The sequence below is a fragment of the Parapedobacter lycopersici genome (genome assembly GCF_024643285.1).
Lineage (GTDB): Bacteria > Bacteroidota > Bacteroidia > Sphingobacteriales > Sphingobacteriaceae > Parapedobacter > Parapedobacter lycopersici.
The window spans coordinates 330928-347501 of sequence record NZ_JAMSLW010000001.1; the positions used below are offsets into that span (position 1 = coordinate 330928).

General features: G+C 50.7%; 14 protein-coding genes and 1 tRNA gene. 8 read left to right on the top strand and 7 right to left on the bottom strand.

The window, feature by feature from the left end; translation table 11 throughout:
• Positions 1-20: 20 nt before the first annotated feature.
• Positions 21-509 carry a regulatory protein RecX gene (locus NEV57_RS01545; RefSeq protein ID WP_257656522.1) on the bottom strand — a complete coding sequence of 163 codons (489 nt, stop codon included), beginning with the start codon at positions 507-509 and terminating at the stop codon, positions 21-23.
• A 60-nt stretch (positions 510-569) separates the two neighbouring features.
• Between NEV57_RS01545 and NEV57_RS01550 the strand changes: the two genes are divergently transcribed.
• Complete coding sequence (locus NEV57_RS01550) at positions 570-3023, top strand: bifunctional UDP-N-acetylmuramoyl-tripeptide:D-alanyl-D-alanine ligase/alanine racemase (protein WP_257656523.1); 2454 nt, start codon at positions 570-572, stop codon at positions 3021-3023.
• A gap of 12 nt (positions 3024-3035) precedes the next feature.
• Entirely contained in the window at positions 3036-3677 is a 642-nt protein-coding gene (locus NEV57_RS01555; protein ID WP_257656524.1) for a DUF502 domain-containing protein, read from the top strand.
• Here the strand turns inward: NEV57_RS01555 and NEV57_RS01560 are convergent.
• From NEV57_RS01560 to NEV57_RS01575, 4 genes are read right to left on the bottom strand one after another with little or no spacing between them, the layout of a single operon-like run.
• Entirely contained in the window at positions 3640-4632 is a 993-nt protein-coding gene (locus tag NEV57_RS01560) for an LLM class flavin-dependent oxidoreductase (RefSeq protein WP_257656525.1), read from the bottom strand. The two genes, NEV57_RS01555 and NEV57_RS01560, sit on opposite strands and share 38 nt — an antisense overlap.
• A 42-nt stretch (positions 4633-4674) precedes the next feature.
• Entirely contained in the window at positions 4675-5856 is a 1182-nt protein-coding gene (locus NEV57_RS01565) for a class I SAM-dependent methyltransferase (RefSeq protein WP_257656526.1), read from the bottom strand.
• A gap of 7 nt (positions 5857-5863) precedes the next feature.
• Positions 5864-7063, bottom strand: a complete 1200-nt coding sequence (locus tag NEV57_RS01570; RefSeq protein ID WP_257656527.1) for a polysaccharide pyruvyl transferase family protein — start codon at positions 7061-7063, stop codon at positions 5864-5866.
• 30 nt (positions 7064-7093) lie between these two features.
• Complete coding sequence (locus tag NEV57_RS01575; RefSeq protein WP_257656528.1) at positions 7094-8281, bottom strand: cysteine desulfurase family protein; 1188 nt, start codon at positions 8279-8281, stop codon at positions 7094-7096.
• 131 nt (positions 8282-8412) lie between these two features.
• Here NEV57_RS01575 and NEV57_RS01580 point away from each other — a divergent pair, with 131 nt between their 5' ends.
• The 4 genes from NEV57_RS01580 to NEV57_RS01595 all read left to right on the top strand — a co-directional run bounded on the left by NEV57_RS01580 (position 8413) and on the right by NEV57_RS01595 (position 11882).
• On the top strand, positions 8413-8832 hold the full coding sequence (locus tag NEV57_RS01580; RefSeq protein ID WP_257656529.1) for an OsmC family protein: 420 nt from the start codon (positions 8413-8415) through the stop codon (positions 8830-8832).
• A gap of 53 nt (positions 8833-8885) precedes the next feature.
• Positions 8886-8958 (top strand) — tRNA-Thr (locus NEV57_RS01585).
• A 132-nt stretch (positions 8959-9090) separates the two neighbouring features.
• Entirely contained in the window at positions 9091-10029 is a 939-nt protein-coding gene (locus NEV57_RS01590) for a hydrogen peroxide-inducible genes activator (protein ID WP_257656530.1), read from the top strand.
• A gap of 59 nt (positions 10030-10088) precedes the next feature.
• Positions 10089-11882 carry a chloride channel protein gene (locus tag NEV57_RS01595; RefSeq protein ID WP_257656531.1) on the top strand — a complete coding sequence of 598 codons (1794 nt, stop codon included), beginning with the start codon at positions 10089-10091 and terminating at the stop codon, positions 11880-11882.
• A gap of 52 nt (positions 11883-11934) precedes the next feature.
• Here the strand turns inward: NEV57_RS01595 and NEV57_RS01600 are convergent, their stop codons facing one another.
• Positions 11935-12672, bottom strand: coding sequence for a 3-keto-disaccharide hydrolase (locus NEV57_RS01600; protein ID WP_257656532.1), 738 nt, complete (start codon positions 12670-12672; stop codon positions 11935-11937).
• 181 nt (positions 12673-12853) lie between these two features.
• Between NEV57_RS01600 and NEV57_RS01605 the strand changes: the two genes are divergently transcribed.
• Complete coding sequence (locus tag NEV57_RS01605; protein WP_257656533.1) at positions 12854-15145, top strand: TonB-dependent receptor; 2292 nt, start codon at positions 12854-12856, stop codon at positions 15143-15145.
• A gap of 3 nt (positions 15146-15148) precedes the next feature.
• Positions 15149-15925: a DUF4249 domain-containing protein gene (locus tag NEV57_RS01610; RefSeq protein WP_257656534.1), complete on the top strand. Its 777-nt coding sequence runs from the start codon at positions 15149-15151 to the stop codon at positions 15923-15925.
• A gap of 11 nt (positions 15926-15936) precedes the next feature.
• On the opposite strand, the gene NEV57_RS01615 is transcribed toward NEV57_RS01610, so the two are convergent.
• Positions 15937-16545 (bottom strand): polysaccharide deacetylase family protein, encoded by a 609-nt coding sequence (locus tag NEV57_RS01615; RefSeq protein WP_257656535.1) that lies wholly within the window; start codon positions 16543-16545, stop codon positions 15937-15939.
• Between the last annotated feature and the right edge of the window lie 29 nt (positions 16546-16574).

Consider the following 16574-nt stretch of genomic DNA (forward strand, 5'->3'; position numbering starts at 1 on the left):
TCAAAAAATGGAAGGGTGCATTATAATTCGTTGTCACTCAATATTTCCAGAATGACACTGTTTTCATAACCCTTGCCGGCGGCGTATTGCAGCAGCTGGTGTTTGCGCTTATAGGGATTGTCCGTGGAAAGCATCGCTGCTTTTTTCTGGAGTAGGTGTTGCAATGTCAGGCGATATTGCGCGTCGTCAATGCTATTTAATGCGACAGTGATTAAGGGCTTTGATACAGCTTTGGTTATTAAGCCCTGTCTTATCTTAAGCTTTCCCCAACGTTTGACGTTAAACTTTCCGGATACGTACGCCATCGCAAATCGTTCCTCATTCAGAAAATTGTCGGCGATCAATTCCGCAATAGTGGCCTCCACATCGGTCCGGTGCAGGCCCCACGAATAGAGTTTATCGCGCACTTCCTGCTGTGAGCGTTCCTGGTACGCGCAATAGCTTTCGGCCTTTGACCTGGCCTGTGCAGGGGTCAGTACCTGTTTCCGGTGTGCATGAGCGTCATCCATGTGTCCAAAATGCCAAAAAATTCTTGCAGTACCTAAAAAATGCTGAAATTCGTGGCAAATATGCACAAACAGCGATATACGTTGGATACCGTAATTGCGGCAATCACTGCCGTGCGGACTGTTATAGGCGGTCCGGTTACGCAGATTAACAGCCTGTTGTACGATAGCCGCAAGCTGATCGATACCGAACATGGGCTGTTTTTTGCCCTGGCGGGCCGGCGTGACGGCCACCAGTACATTCCGGAAGCTTACGCCGCCGGTGTGCGTAATTTTGTGATTGCCGAGCACCGGATTGACGTTGCGCAATTTCCGGAGGCCAATTTCCTGATCGTCCGTTCACCCTTAACCGCGCTGCAGGAACTGGCGGCTTTCCATAGGAGCCGGTTTAATTATCCGGTTATCGGGATTACGGGCAGCAATGGAAAGACTATCGTGAAAGAATGGCTGTATGAGCTGTTGGCACCGGAATACCGTATTGCGCGCAGCCCGAAGAGTTATAATTCCCAGTTGGGTGTGGCTCTTTCGCTGTGGGAGATGGATGATGCGCATGATCTGGCCCTGATCGAGGCAGGAATCAGTGAGGTGGGTGAAATGGAGCCTCTGCAGCGTATGATTAAACCGACAATCGGCGTGCTTACCAACATCGGACCGGCCCATGATGCCGGTTTTCCTTCGCTACAGACTAAAATAAATGAAAAAATCAGGTTGTTTTCTGACGTGCCGCAGGTGGTTTACAATCCGGATTACACTGGGGACGCGGTTATTCCAGCCTCGGGCCGTCATTTTACCTGGGGACCACAGGGGACGGTACTTGAAGTAACGGGATATGAGCCGTTGCCGGACCGGGGCTGCCGTATCCATGCCCGGTACGCGGGAGGGGATGTCAATATTTCCATTCCGTTCGCCGACGATGCCGCCAGGGAAAACGCAACCTGCTGCTGGGCCGTGTTGCTGGCTATGGGTTATCCGCAGGCTACGATTGAGACCCGTATGGCCCGACTTCGTCCAATTGAAATGCGGCTGGAAATGAAGCAGGGGATCAATCATTGTTCCATTATCGATGATTCATATAGCAATGATCTTTCGTCGTTGTCCATTGCGCTTAATTTCCTGAAACAGCAGCACCAGCACCCAACCTATACAGTTGTATTATCGGATATACCGGACGGCGCTAATAATGAAGAAGAAATATATAACTCGGTATCTAAATTGTTGTACAACAACAAAGTAAACAAATTAATATCCGTGGGTGATACCTTTCTCCGGCACCGGGATAAGTTCCGGTTTCTGACGCATTATGCGTTTCAGGATGTCGACCACTTATTGGAGGCTCTTCCGGAATTGGCTTTGCGTGATGAAACGATATTGCTCAAGGGTGCACGGAAGTTCGCATTTGAGCGCATCAGCCGGGCGTTGACGACTAAATCGCACGAAACCATCTTTGAGATCAACCTGAACGCAATGGAGCATAACCTGAATCAGTATCGCGCCCGGTTATCGGACGACGTGAAGCTGATGGTAATGGTGAAAGCATTTTCTTACGGCAGCGGGAGCTTTGAGATTGCCAATCTGCTGCAATTTAACCGGGTCGATTACCTTGCTGTGGCTTATGTGGACGAAGGAGTGGAGCTGCGCAGGGCAGGTATCCGTCTGCCCATTATGGTGATGAGCCCGGCTGTGGCTTCCTTTGACGCGTTGCTGCAACATCGCTTAGAGCCCGAACTTTTCAGTTTTTCCGTGCTCGATGACTTTATCCGGTTGCTTGATGAGCGGAAAATAACCGACTATCCGGTTCATATTAAGGTAGATACCGGTATGCACCGTCTAGGTTTCTCAACCGGTGACGTAAAGCTGTTGGCGGATCGGCTGCAATCGACAGATACTGTCCGGGTGCAATCGGTATTTTCGCACTTGGTAGCAGCCGGTGAACCGGCTCATGACGCGTTTACGCTGGAGCAGCTGGCTGCCTTCCATGAGTTTACCGGACGGTTACAGGACGCGCTGGGTTATGCTTTTCTCCGACACATTTCCAATACTGCGGCGATTCAGCGCTGGCCGCAGGCGCAGTTTGACATGGTTCGCCTGGGCATTGGACTGTATGGCATCGGTGCTGGCGAGCCGCCATTGGCACTGCAGCAGGTAGGTACACTGAAGACGACGGTTACCCAGCTGCGGACTGTCCCCGCCGGTGATACGGTGGGATATGGCCGTCGGGGCGCCAGCACGCACGACCGTGTTATTGCGACCGTCAAGATCGGCTATGCCGATGGCTACGACCGCCGGTTTGGCAATGGAGTTGGCCAGATGCTGGTACGCGGGACGGCAGTACCCACGGTGGGGGATATCTGCATGGACATGTGCATGCTTGATGTAACGGATGTCTCCGTTGAAGAAGGGGATGAAGCAGTGGTTTTCGGCGATGTTGAAGCGCTGGCCCGTACCATTGGCACGATTCCCTATGAACTGCTTGCCGGCGTATCCCAACGGGTTAAGCGGGTATATTATCAGGAATAAAATGTATGACGTATGCGAAAACAGAGAACAATCCGATTATTTTTTAACTACCTGATTAAAGGTACGTTGGTGGTGCTTCCGTTGGCGGGCGCGCTTTTTCTCATGGTATGGATTGTAGCGAGTGTCGACTCCGCATTGAACCTCAGCAGCTGGTTCTGGGAAGACGAACATGGAAGGCCGCTGTATGTTCCGGGATTGGGTATCCTTACGGTTATCCTGATCCTGGTTGTGGTGGGCATGATCTTTACCAATGTGGTCACCGAGCCGATCTACAACTGGTTTAATAGCCTGATCAACCGGATACCGCTGTTTAATACCCTGTATTCGTCCATTAAGGATTTTACGGAAGCCTTTGTTGGTGATGCGAAGAAATTCAATGAGCCGGTGATGGTGGAAATCAATGAAACAGGATTTAAGCGCGTGGGTTTCCTTACCCAGCGCGACCTGAGCAAGATTGGCCTGGAAGGGGAGGTGATTGTCTATTTTCCCTTTGCTTATTCCGTTGCAGGACAGATTGCTATTGTCAAGACAGAACGTGTAAAACGCCTGAATATGACCGCTACGGACGCGATGAAGCTGGTCGTTTCCGGAGGGGTAACCGGCCTGGAACCCAAGGCTACCCCAAAACCTCCTTCAACAACCGGAACGATTTAAGCCGGGCACCGCTGTCATAGATATATCCGGTGGTCATTAGTTCGTCAATACCGGTTTCTTCAATGAATTTTTCCAATTGCGGGCGCAGCGAGTCCGGACTGCCGGTGAATGTGCAGGCCAGCATCTGATCAACTGCGGCCCTGATGTCCGCTGGCCAGTACGTCCGCACATCGACAACCGGGGGCTGCAGGGGCTTGCGGGTGTTGGTGATCACGCCCAGAAACATATTGTAGAGGCTGCTGGCCAGTAGTTCGGCCTCCTGATCGGTATCGGCAGCAAGGACATTTACACATGCCATGACATACGGCTGTGCCAGCTGGGCCGAAGGTTTAAAATGCGTGCGGTACAGCGCAATGGCATTCCGGAACTGCCGTGGTGCAAAATGGGCAGCAAAAGCATAAGGAAGGCCCATTTCGGCGGCAAGGTAAGCGCTGTCAGTACTGGAACCCAGGATCCATATCGGGATATCCAACCCCTCTCCGGGAAACGCCCGTACACGCCCGCTGACATTATCGTCGCTGAAATACAGCTGTAATTCGCGGACATCTTCAGGAAAATGATATACGGCGTTCGGATTGTTGCGGCGAAGCGCCATGGCCGTAAGCTGGTCGGTGCCGGGTGCACGGCCCAATCCCAGATCGATCCGCCCCGGATACATTGTTTCCAGTGTGCCAAACTGCTCTGCAACGGCGAGGGGTGCGTGGTTGGGCAACATGACGCCACCGGACCCGATCCGGATGTGCCGGGTATGTGCGGCGACGTGGCCAATCAATACCGCGGTGGCCGAACTGGCGATGTATTCCATGTTATGATGTTCGGCCAGCCAAAGGCGTGTATATCCCAATTGTTCAATCTGCTGCGCCAACTCCACCGTGCGGGCAATGGCGGAAGCCGCGTTTCCACCCGCGATTACGTTGGCCAGATCAAGTGCTGATAGCTTTACTTTTTTTGACATGAGGACAAATTACCGCATTGGCTGAATAAAGGCAACAGGTGTTCAGCTTTTTGATGCAAAGATGACCAATAGCTCGTCCTGCGGGCCCGTACAAAAAAACAGGAAACGGTTGCCACCATCGGGTATCCGGTGTTTTTTTCGCAGTGCTGCTGCGTCCAGCGGAAAATTACGCGTAGTGATATTGGCCTGTGCAGGATGCTTCTCCTTTTTGAATGTGCTGTAAGGTTCGACCCGGTCAATGCGGAAGGTGCGGCCGATAAAGTCAGGGTTCTGCTCACCTGACGTATATAAATGGGTGTGCGGATGCAATTTGTTCAGCCCGAACCGCTGGCCGATGCTTTTGAACGCACCCGCCTTGAGCAACGCTGCGTCCGGCTCATAAAGGTAATTCAAAGGCGTACTGAATACGGAAACTGCCGCCTCTTCATCTGCAGCAGTAAACACGAATGTCCGCTCGCTGTTAGGCGTAAGGGCAGCCGCGATCAACCGGGGCACACCGCTGTAGGTGCGGTCAACCAGAAACAGCAACTCCTTGCATTCGTTATCCACACTGACGATATGGACATCGCGGACGTGATGAAGCGAACGCAGGGCTGCGGAAATATCCAGCAGGGGAGCGGCTTTAATATACAGGTAAGGTGCCTTCTCCAACAGCTCAGCCTGCATCGCGGCAACATCCGGTTCGCAGTCCTCCAGCAGAAACACTTTTTGCCGGTTTTTACGTCTTGAAGGGTCGATGTAAATGCAATCGAACACGCCGGCCGGCTGTGTGTTTAAGTAAGTTATGCCATCAAGTGCATGCGTGTCGACGTTGGTTGCACCCAGCACTTTGAAATTGTGCTGTGCAATGCGAGCCAACACATCATACCGTTCGCAATACGTAAGCAACTCCACCCGCTGGGCGAAATAAAACGCATCCACACCGAAACCGCCCGTAACATCGATGACCCGGCCCCCGGTGGGTAGTTGGCGGCTTTTATATTGTGCCGTAAGTGCGGAAGAAGCCTGTTCAATGGAAATTCGCATGGGATAATAGATACCGGGTGTATCGTGCCACAGCGGAAGTTTTTTACGGCATCGCTGGCGGCCTTCTACCTGCTGGGCCAGCGCCGCGGGCGGGATGTCAGTAAACGGGCTTTTCCGTAACGCTACCTGCGCCGCATCTGCGGTTTGCTGCGTCTGTAAGTATTGCTGTACCTCTGGCCGGAGTATCGCGGTGTCCATGTGTCCGTTAATTAAGCACACGCTGCTGGATGGAATCGAAAGCGGCTTCTGCGGCTCCCTGCTGCTTTTTAAGCGATAAGTCGAGTGCCTGCCGATCGGCCTGCATCGCGACCTGCACACCGGCATATAACTCATTGAGCGGGACTACCCGGCTGAGCGTTTCAATACCCCACGTTCCCAGGTAACTGTTCAGCTTGGTTACTTCCACACCGACATAGGGAACAGCATAGCTCATGGCGGTAATGGCACCATGCAGGCTGGTGCCCACATACACTTTCGCGTTTGCGATCAGGTACATAATATCCCAGATATTTACCTCATCGAAGACTGCAGGGGTGGTTTCCAGGTAAGGTGCGATCCGCTGGAGTGCGAGGTGATCGTCATGATTAAGCGCTTTGCCTATCGGACAAAAGCACAATGCGCTGTCTGTTTCAGTGGCAATGCGGTCGAGCTGGCGGGCAATCAGCTGCTCCTTTTCCCGTGCATAGCTGTTTTTCACCTGGAAGAAAATATATTGCCCCTGTTTTTCGGCAACGTACTTGCGTACGGAGGATGACACGCGGGCCGACAGCACGGTTTTCGGAAAGAATTTAGACATCAGGATAGCGGAATCCGGATACAGCTGGGTCTGAATACCGTACACCGCCAGTTTCTCCTGGGTTGCACGGTCGCGCACAGCGAAAAAATCCACCTGCCGGAGTTGGTCGGCGAGCTGCGGAAAACGGGAGAAAAGGACTGGGTCCAGCTCCGAACCGCCAAGGGAGTTATAGATGAGCTGGTCGACCCGGCCAAAATCAGCCTTCGGAAACACAAAAGGCAATTCCGTCTTCCCCCCCAGTACCCACCTGGAAAAATTATTCAGGTCGAAGACCTTTCCGATGCGATGGTGAAATCGATGGGTGCGCTTAAACCAGCTGTTCAGGGCAAGTAAAAGGGAGTTCCACGTTACTGCAATGGCTTCGCCACCGGCAACGATGATGCTGGTGTGGCCTCCACCTGCTGCGCATGCCCGGTAAAACGCGCCAATATCCGCTGTGGGCTTACCGCCCACTGCCTGCAGGTCGCTGTTTACCAGTCCGAAGAACTGTGCGTCAAAATCCCGGCCGTATGTTTCCAGCTGTTTCTCGATGATCAGCGGGAACAGCAGATCGCCGTAATTATACCGGTCAAAAGCGCCAATGATTAAAATTCTATTTGTTGTTGCCAAGCTGTATTTTCTCCTTTTTTTACATCCCGTTTAATCTATTGCGCCCGAGCGGTACAGTTGCCATACCGGTGAGCTGGCGCGTAACGACTCAACAGCTGCCCGGACTTCCCGAATACAAGTGTCAATGTCGTCCGCTGTATTGAACCTGCCCAGACTGAACCGGAGCGAGGCATGGGCATCCGCTTCGGCCAGTCCCATAGCCAGGAGCACATGGGATGGGTCGCGGGTGCCGCTGACGCAGGCTGATCCGGAAGCAAGGGCAATATCCGGTGCCTTCACCATGATTTCCGCAGCCTTAACGTGGCGGAATGTCATGTTGCTTACGTGGGGCAGCCGGGGCTCCCCGGCGCCGTTGATGCCGGTTTCCGGTAGGGTGGCCAGGGTCTGTTCGAGTTTGCCGCGAAGCCGCATCAGCCGGGACGCTTCCACTTCCCGTGTTTCTTCCGCAATTTCCGCAGCCTTACCCAGTCCGACAATGCCCGGCACATTCAGCGTGCCGGCCCGGAGCTTATTTTCCTGACCGCCGCCGTGGAGCAATGCATCCAGCTGGATACGCCTGTTCTGACGGCGCACGTACAGTGCACCGATACCCTTGGGGCCGTATAATTTATGGCCGCTTAAACAGAGCATATCAACGGGAAAGTCTGCAATCTGCCAGGGAATTTTCCCGGCAGATTGCGTGGCATCGCAGAAAAATAGGATTTGGTGCCGACGGGCAATTTCCGCGAGCTTCTCTACCGGATGGATGACCCCGGTTTCGTTGTTGGCATGCATGAGGGCCATCAGGACCGTATCGGGTCGGATTGCATTTTCGAGGTCCTGCAGATCAATTGCGCCCTGTTTGTTGACGGGCAGATACGTGACCTCCGCACCGTGTTTCTCCAGGTAGGCCAGGGTATCGAGCACCGCTTTATGCTCGGTAACACAGGTAATGAAATGGCGGCCCTTGGACTGATACCGGGCAAAAACACCTTTCAGCGCCAGGTTGATCGCTTCAGTAGCACCGGAGGTAAATGTGATTTCCTCGGCCGATGAGCCGATGAGCGACGCCACCTGCTGCCTGGCCGTAACGACGGCTGCCGCAGCAATCCGTCCGGCACGATGGGTCAGGCTGGAGGCATTGGCAAAGTGCGTGGTCAAATAGGGCATCATGGCTTCCAGCACCTGCGGGTCAAGCGGTGTGGTGGCGTTATTATCAAGGTAAATGAGCCGATCCATGAAGCGAAATTAAGCTTTTTCGCGATTATGTCTTTAATCCTTAATTTTATTGACGAATAATCCGATATAAAAAACCATTTTTGGATCATTCGGTTTAACAATATGACCATTCATTTAAAAAAGGAACAATCATGAAGTTTACAAGAAAAGCAAATGCCATTTGGAAAGGTACCGGAAAAGACGGCGCCGGAACGGTAACCACCCAAAGTACGACACTGGATCATGCCCAATATTCTTACCGGACCCGGTTTGAGGACGGTGTGGGAACGAATCCGGAAGAACTGATTGCGGCAGCCCATTCCGGATGCTTTGCCATGCAGCTTAGTTTTCTATTGAGTGAAAAAGGATACACACCAACCAGCCTGGACGCGGAAGCGAAAGTGACATTTGAAGATGGCCGGATTACGGTTGTTCACCTGGATCTGAAGGGGGAGGTGCCCGGGATTTCCGATTCCGAGTTTGAGGAAACGGCGCAGAAGGCAAAGGAAATCTGCCCGATATCCAAGTTGCTGAATGCCGACATTGAATTAACAGCTGCACTGGTAAAGTAGCCCTTGTATATAAAAGCAACTTTCCCTAAGTTTGCGCCGGCATTGCCGGGCAGGCCGACGTAGCTCAGCTGGTAGAGCAACGCATTCGTAATGCGTAGGTCGTAGGTTCGAATCCCATCGTCGGCTCTCTTTATTGCCCCATGATATCGGATCATGGGGTATTCTTTTTTCCTTCCGTTAACGTGCTTGCTGATCCTGTGGAAATCACAGCTCCACTTTTGGTGTTTTTGCTATCTTTGTATAAATAAAATTGATAAGATGACGCTAGTTCAATTAGAATACATTATAGCGGTGGATACGTACCGCAGTTTCGTTGCCGCCGCTGAGAAATGTTTTGTAACCCAACCGACATTAAGCATGCAGATCCAGAAGCTGGAAGAGTCACTTGGTGTCCGTGTTTTTGACCGCAGCCGCCAGCCGGTTGTGCCCACGGAAATAGGCGTGGAAATCATCAAGCAAGCCCGCGTCATTATCACCGAAAGCCGTAAGGTAAATGAAATTGTACAGGCGAAAAAAGGGGAGTTGGAAGGCGAATTGCGCATCGGTGTTATTCCCACCGTCGCGCCATACCTGCTACCCCGGGTACTGGGCAGTTTCATGGAAAAATTCCCGAAGATTCAACTGCAGATATGGGAACATACTACGGAAAAAATTCTCCATGAGCTGAAAGTGGGTTTGCTCGATTGTGGTATTCTATCCACTCCCGTACATGACGCGTCGTTGGTGGAACGTCCGTTGTTTTATGAGCCCTTTGTTGCTTACGTGGCAGCCAAAAGCAAATTGTTTGATAAAAAGGAAGTTACGTCCGAAGACATACTGGGTGATAAACTGTGGCTGCTGAACGAGGGACATTGTATGCGGGGGCAGGTACTGAATATCTGCCAACGTAAACGCAGCCTCGAACCCGAGGGGACATTTGAATACAATACGGGGAGCGTGGAAACCCTGAAACGGATGGTCGATATCAATTCGGGAAGTACGATTCTGCCCGAACTCAGCATTGTCGATTTCGATGAGGACCAACTGCACCGTGTCCGTTATTTCCGTTCTCCTGAACCCGCCCGGGAAGTCAGCATTGTCACTACGCATAATTTTCTGAAAAAAATGGCCATTGATGCACTGGAAAAGGAAATTGTGGTGGCTGTGCCAAAACGGTTCCGTTCAAAGAAAAAGAAGGACGTGGTTGGGTTTGATTGATAAAATTGCCTAAATATATTGCCTGTCACGATGCTTTCTCTATTTTTGCATCGATACGCATGCGGAAAAATCCCCGTCATATCATTCAACGCCTTAATCAATGGCGGATACAAAAAATATCCAATCGCAATTTTTTGGTTGTTTTGGCTTTGGTTGTTGGTCTGATCGGCGGACTGGCTGCGGCCGTGCTTAAGGGGCTCACACACCGTATCGCTGCATTTTTGCAGGACGATGTCCAATGGCAATATAAATATTACCTGTATTTATTTTTTCCACTGATCGGTATCCTGTTGAGCGTACTGTATGTCCGGCGGTTTATCCGTAAAGGCACGTTTGAACACGGAATTACCCCCATTATATATTCGATTTCGAGGAAATCAAGCAGAATTGAAAAACATAACGTCTATTCACAGATCATAACCAGTGCATTAACGGTTGGTTTTGGTGGATCTGCGGGCCTTGAAGCCCCCATAGCCTACAGCGGTGCAGCTATCGGGTCCAATGCGGGCCGGTTTTTTGGACTGAGTTACCGGGAGATTACGCTGTTGCTGGCATGCGGGGCAGCGGCGGGCATTGCAGGAGCCTTCAATAGTCCGGTTGCAGGGGTAATCTTCGCTATCGAGATCCTGCTGCCTGAATTTTCCATCCCTGCCTTTATACCCCTGCTGATGGCTGCCGCTACGGCCTCCGTCGTGTCACGATTGTTATATAGCGAACCCCTGTTTCACCTGGTGACCGACGATTGGGAATTGGAGGCATTGTTCTTTTATCTGTTGCTATCCGTGTGTGTCGGGCTATTTTCCATTTATTTTGCGAAGATGAGTACTTGGTCCAAGCAGTTTTTTTCGCGGATAAAGAATGCATATCAGCGTGTATGGGTAAGCGGTTTATGCCTGGGGCTGTTGATATTCCTGTTTCCATCACTTTATGGAGAAGGATATATTGCGATTCAGCAGCTGCTCAACGGCAGGCATGGTGCACTTTTGGAAAACAGCATTTTCTCCGACTACCAGCACGTGGGTATACTGGTTACTTTGTATGCGCTGGTGACCGTGTTTGCCAAGTCTATTGCCGCGTTAATCACACTGAACAGTGGGGGGAACGGCGGTGTTTTCGGGCCGAGTCTGGTGATGGGCGGATTGCTGGGGTTCACATTTTCTTTTGGCCTCAACCAGACTGGGTTGGTGGAATTGAATGTGGCAAATTTTGTGGTGGCCGGGATGGCCGCAGCGCTCAGCGGAATCATGCACGCGCCGTTGACGGCTATTTTCCTTATCGCGGAAATTACAGGTGGTTACGCACTGATGGTTCCGTTAATGCTGGTAACCGCGATATCTTATTTCATCAACCGGGCTTCACTTAAATATTCCATTTATACCAAGGTACTGGCAGAACAGGGTGATTTGCTGACCCACGAAGATAAAGATCGGACGGTGTTGAGCATGATGAAACTGAGGTACCTGTTGGAACGTAACTTTACGGTTCTGCGTCCGGATGAATATCCGGTGGATAGGCGGCATGACATCATCCATACCAAACGCAATATTTTTCCTGTGGTTGACGACGGCGGAAAGCTGTTGGGAATTATTTACAGTGAACAGCTACTGGAAATTTTGCTTGGTGAGCATACGGCGAAGGCTGGGAAAACCATGCGTGAATTGGCAGAAAAGCCGGTGGATATTATCCGGATGGACGCTAACATGGAAGCCGTTATGCATAAGATGAACCGGGAGGATATCTGGATACTTCCGGTCGTTGATCACCAGGATAACTATATGGGCTTTGTATCTAAATCAGCGGTGTTTAATAAGTACCGGGCGTTGTTAATGCGACAGGGCACTTATTTGGAATAGATAATGAATTGATGGATGGTCCGGTCCGGACCATCCATCAATTCAGCATAAATTAAAGTGCTTTGATGCGGATATTCCGGTATGCCACCACGTTACCATGGTCCTGAAGCGCGATTTTACCTTTTGCGTATTGTGCAAATCCTTCCCAATCCTTGAATTTACTGGCTTTGAGCACCTCGTTCCATTCGGAGCTGCCAACTTTTACCTCGGCCGTCTGTACGCCATTAAGCCATAACGTAATCAAACCATCCTGTTTGCGGACGCGGGCCTGATTCCACTCGCCAACCGCTTTGGGCTGGGATATTTCCTTGCTGCCGATCAGATCATATAAGGTGCCGGCCAGGTGATTTTCCTGTTTATTGTCTTCGGCATCAATGTTATCCAATACCTGCATCTCGATCCCTGTCAGGTAGGTCGCGTTGAATTTGGGGTCTTCGTGTATGCCAAAGATCACCCCGCTGTTGCCACCCGCAGAAATTTTCCATTCCAGTTCCAGTTCAAAATTTTCATACTCATTATCTGTCACAATGTCTCCGCGCTGTTCAGTCGTAACATCTGGGTTGAAACGTAATTCGCCATCCTGCGCTGTCCAGGCGGCAGATACCGTATCTTTCAGGTAAGTATGCCATCCGGCTGTTGACTTACCGTCAAACAGGAATATCCAGCCGTCAGTGCCGTTGGCTGTGGCGGTCGTATCCTGCTGGTTGTTTTCCGTGGTCTGCCCGGAATTGCATCCGGCGAATACAGCAAGTGCCAGACAGATCGATAATCGGTTTTTAATATTTTTCATGGAGATGAAATTAGAGTTAAACAAACGGTAATAAAACGATAATTATTCAATAATCCGAGCAATTTATAAATAAAGCCTGTATTATTGTAACTAATAATTATTCATGTGTTCAATTGCGGTTTGTTTACCGATTACTAAAAATCGGTCTTTTTGGGGGATTACGTGGTGCTTCATTAGCCTATTGAGTTGTCTTTTTGATACAGCTGCCGCACAGTCCCGGCACACCATCAGCGGGTATATCCGTGATGCCGGTACCGGTGAAACGTTGATCGGGGCCAGTGTTCAGCTACAGGACAATGCATCAACCGGAACACGTACCAACAGCTACGGGTTTTACTCCCTCACACTTCCCGAATCCGATTACGTACTTGTGTTTTCGCACGTGGGTTACCAGCCACAGGAAATCGCCATCCAGCTCAACGGAGACAAACCCGTGGATGTTACTCTGTCGGCGGGCGAATTGCTTGACGAGGTTACAATCGGCCGGACGGTGCAGGACGATCATATACGGAACCCGCAAATGGGCGTGAATCGGGTTGATGTCAATGAAATCCGGCACGTGCCGGTATTATTTGGCGAAAAGGACGTGCTTAAGACGATACAGCTTCTGCCAGGCGTGGTATCCGGTGGCGAGGGAAGCAGTAATTTCCACGTGCGTGGCGGTGCGGGCGACCAGAACCTCATTTTATTGGATGAGGCTACGGTGTATAATGCGTCCCATCTGTTTGGGTTTTTTTCCACATTCAATTCGGATGCAATCAAGGAGATAAAACTGTATAAAGGAGGGATGCCCGCACAATACGGTGGGCGCCTGGCTTCTGTACTGGACATTCTGATGCTTGATGGCAATCAACAGACATTTGGCGCCCAGGGCGGCGTTGGCCTTATTGCCTCACGGCTGAAAGTGGACGGGCCGATTGTCGCCGATCGGGGATCATTCATGGTCAGTGGCCGGCGGACCTATGCGGACCTCTTTCTGAAGCTGTCCAATGACCCGGATATCAACCAAAGCCGCTTATACTTTTATGACCTTAATGCCAAGGCAAATTATCGGCTCAATGACCGAAATACGATATTCCTTTCCGGGTATTTCGGAAGGGACGTACTGGGCTATTCCGACCAGTTTGGCTTTGACTGGGGAAACGTAACGTCTACGCTCCGCTGGAACAGCCTGCTGAGTGAGCGGATGTTTTCAAACACGGTATTGGTGTTCAGTGATTTTAACTATAACGTTGCCATTACCAGCAACGATTTTGACTTTATGATCGCGTCCCGCATTCGCAATTACAATCTGAAGCAGGATTTCCAGTTTTATTCGTCCAATAACAGCACGTTGCGTTTCGGGGTGGATCTGCTTCAGCAGCGTATCCAGCCGGCGAGTATCGAGGCCAATGAAGATACGCCGGTCAACAGCCTGCAGCTGGAGGACCGGCGGGGGGCGGAGCTGGCCGCTTATCTTTCGCATGAATGGAAGCCCGTTCCACAGTTGAGTCTGGTGTACGGCCTCCGGGTCAGTAATTTTTTGCTGTTCGGTCCGGGAACTTTTTCTACATATGACGAAGCAGGGGATATAACACAAAGTGATACGTATGAAAAAGGGGAGTTGGTAACGCATTATCTCCGATTTGAACCCCGGCTCTCGCTGAGTTATCAATTGACCGCGGATAAGAGTATTAAATTTTCGTATAACCGAAACACGCAGAACCTGCATCAGCTGTCTAATTCCACCTCCAGTCTGCCAACCGATGCCTGGGTAATGAGCAGCAATAACATTAAGCCGCAGGTTGCCGATCAGGCTGCGCTTGGATACTACCAGCAATTTGGCGGTGACGCCTATGAGTTCTCGGCCGAAACCTATTATAAGTATATGCAGCATCAGATCGACTACCGGAATGGAGCGGATCTACAGGCCAATAATCACATTGAATCGGAGCTGCTGTTCGGCCTCGGCCGTGCATACGGCGTGGAATTATTTCTGAAAAAGAAATCGGGAAAATTTAACGGGTGGTTAAGCTATGGGCTATCGCGCAGTGAACGCCAGTTTGATGCAATTAATGAAGGCAGGTGGTTTGCCGCCCGGCAGGACCGTACACACGACGCAGCGGCCGTGGCGATGTACCAGCTGTCGCCCCGCTGGAATGTGTCGGCTACGTTTATTTATAGTACGGGCAACGCTGTTACGTTCCCCAGTGGCAAATATACGGTTGGAGAGGAGACACTCTGGTACTATACCGAACGTAATGGGTACCGTATGCCTGACTACCATCGGCTGGATCTGGGCGTGACCTGGGAATCGAAACCAACGAATCGGTTTGCTTCCAGCTGGACCTTGGGAGTTTACAATGCCTATAACCGTAAAAACGCTTACCTGATCGATTTCAGGGAAAGTGAAACAAACCCAGCGGTAACCGAGGCGTACCGGATTGCATTATTTGGCATTATTCCGTCTATCACATGGAATTTTAAGTTTTAGGTTATGAACGCTACAAAGTTTTTTATTCTTGTTATCAGCTCATTACTATTTTCATGTGAAGATGTTATTGACTTAAATCTGAATGACGCCAACCCGCAGCTGGTCATTATCGGGGAGATACATGATCAAGCAGACCAGCAAGTGATTACGTTAAGTAAAACAATGGCATTTAACCAAGAGGGTGGGTTTGATGGCGTTTCAGGAGCGCAGGTGGAAGTGACAGATGGATTGGGGGTAGTCCACCAGTTTGTGGAGCACTCGCCGGGCAGGTATGTTGCTGATCATTTTTTTGGAAGGATACGTGAAACATATCACCTGCTTGTGCGTGTCGATGGGAATACGTATACTGCTGTTTCACAGATGCCACCCATGATACAGATTGACTCCGTGGGTACTGCGGTAACCCACCTCTTTGGGGAAGAACAGAAATACGTGGCAATTGCATACCAGGACCCGCCCGAACAACCGAACTATTACCGTTATATGCTTCGTGTGAATGGCGGTCCCGCCCGGTTTGCCCATGCTGCCAACGATAAGTTTAATGATGGCAATTATATTACCGAGCATGTGGGCGATGCAGACGAAGAATTACGTACAGGCGATGCCGTGACCGTTTATATGCAATGTGTGGATCAGGCTATGTTTGATTTCTGGAACGCCGTGCAGCTGACAAATCCGGGCACTGCGGCCCCGGCTAATCCGCCATCCAATATTGAAGGCGGCGCGTTGGGCTACTTCAGCGCCTATTCCATGGCGGAATTGAATCTGGAGATTAAATGAACGGGCCCGTATCAGAGCACATCGAACTGATAGCCTTTATCCAGCCAGTATTCGATGGCGCGGGGCAGGGCATAGGTAACCCGGGGAATGGCCTTTACGTTGTCGTGGAATACAACAATGGAACCATTCCGGGCATGCCTGGTTACGTTGGCTAAACAACGGTCCGGTGACAGCTGCTGGTCAAAGTCACCGCTGAGTACATCCCACATAATAATTTCATACTGCTGACGTAACCTGGCATACTGTGTCCGCGTACCACGTCCATACGGAGGGCGGAACAGGTTGGACCGGGTAAGCTGTTCACACCGGCTGATATCTGCCAGATAGGTGTCTGTCGGTGTGTGCCAGCCGTTTAGGTGATGATAAGTGTGGTTCCCGATCCGATGTCCGTTTTCGAGCACGCGATGAAATAAATCAGGATGTTTTTTTATATTTTCGCCAACACAGAAAAAAGTGGCCTTTATTTGATAATTTTTTAACGTGTTTAGGATTTGTGGTGTAACATCCGGTATGGGACCATCGTCAAATGTAAGATAAAGACGCTTTTCTGACCGGCTGCGGTGCCAGGTGAGTGTGGGATAAAGCCATTGAAGCAATAAGGGAGCTTTTGTCAGATACATCTTTTTTTTTGCGAATATAAGGCTTAGGA

Excerpts from the sequence above, each read along its gene's own strand:
- NEV57_RS01560 (WP_257656525.1), bottom strand. The coding sequence starts at position 4,632 with ATGTCAAAAAAAGTAAAGCTATCAGCACTTGATCTGGCCAACGTAATC.
- NEV57_RS01555 (WP_257656524.1), top strand. The coding sequence starts at position 3,036 with ATGCGAAAACAGAGAACAATCCGATTATTTTTTAACTACCTGATTAAA.
- NEV57_RS01545 (WP_257656522.1), bottom strand. The coding sequence starts at position 509 with ATGGATGACGCTCATGCACACCGGAAACAGGTACTGACCCCTGCACAG.
- NEV57_RS01590 (WP_257656530.1), top strand. The coding sequence starts at position 9,091 with ATGACGCTAGTTCAATTAGAATACATTATAGCGGTGGATACGTACCGC.
- NEV57_RS01550 (WP_257656523.1), top strand. The coding sequence starts at position 570 with ATGCACAAACAGCGATATACGTTGGATACCGTAATTGCGGCAATCACT.
- NEV57_RS01610 (WP_257656534.1), top strand. The coding sequence starts at position 15,149 with ATGAACGCTACAAAGTTTTTTATTCTTGTTATCAGCTCATTACTATTT.
- NEV57_RS01615 (WP_257656535.1), bottom strand. The coding sequence starts at position 16,545 with ATGTATCTGACAAAAGCTCCCTTATTGCTTCAATGGCTTTATCCCACA.
- NEV57_RS01580 (WP_257656529.1), top strand. The coding sequence starts at position 8,413 with ATGAAGTTTACAAGAAAAGCAAATGCCATTTGGAAAGGTACCGGAAAA.
- NEV57_RS01575 (WP_257656528.1), bottom strand. The coding sequence starts at position 8,281 with ATGGATCGGCTCATTTACCTTGATAATAACGCCACCACACCGCTTGAC.
- NEV57_RS01595 (WP_257656531.1), top strand. The coding sequence starts at position 10,089 with ATGCGGAAAAATCCCCGTCATATCATTCAACGCCTTAATCAATGGCGG.
- NEV57_RS01600 (WP_257656532.1), bottom strand. The coding sequence starts at position 12,672 with ATGAAAAATATTAAAAACCGATTATCGATCTGTCTGGCACTTGCTGTA.
- NEV57_RS01565 (WP_257656526.1), bottom strand. The coding sequence starts at position 5,856 with ATGGACACCGCGATACTCCGGCCAGAGGTACAGCAATACTTACAGACG.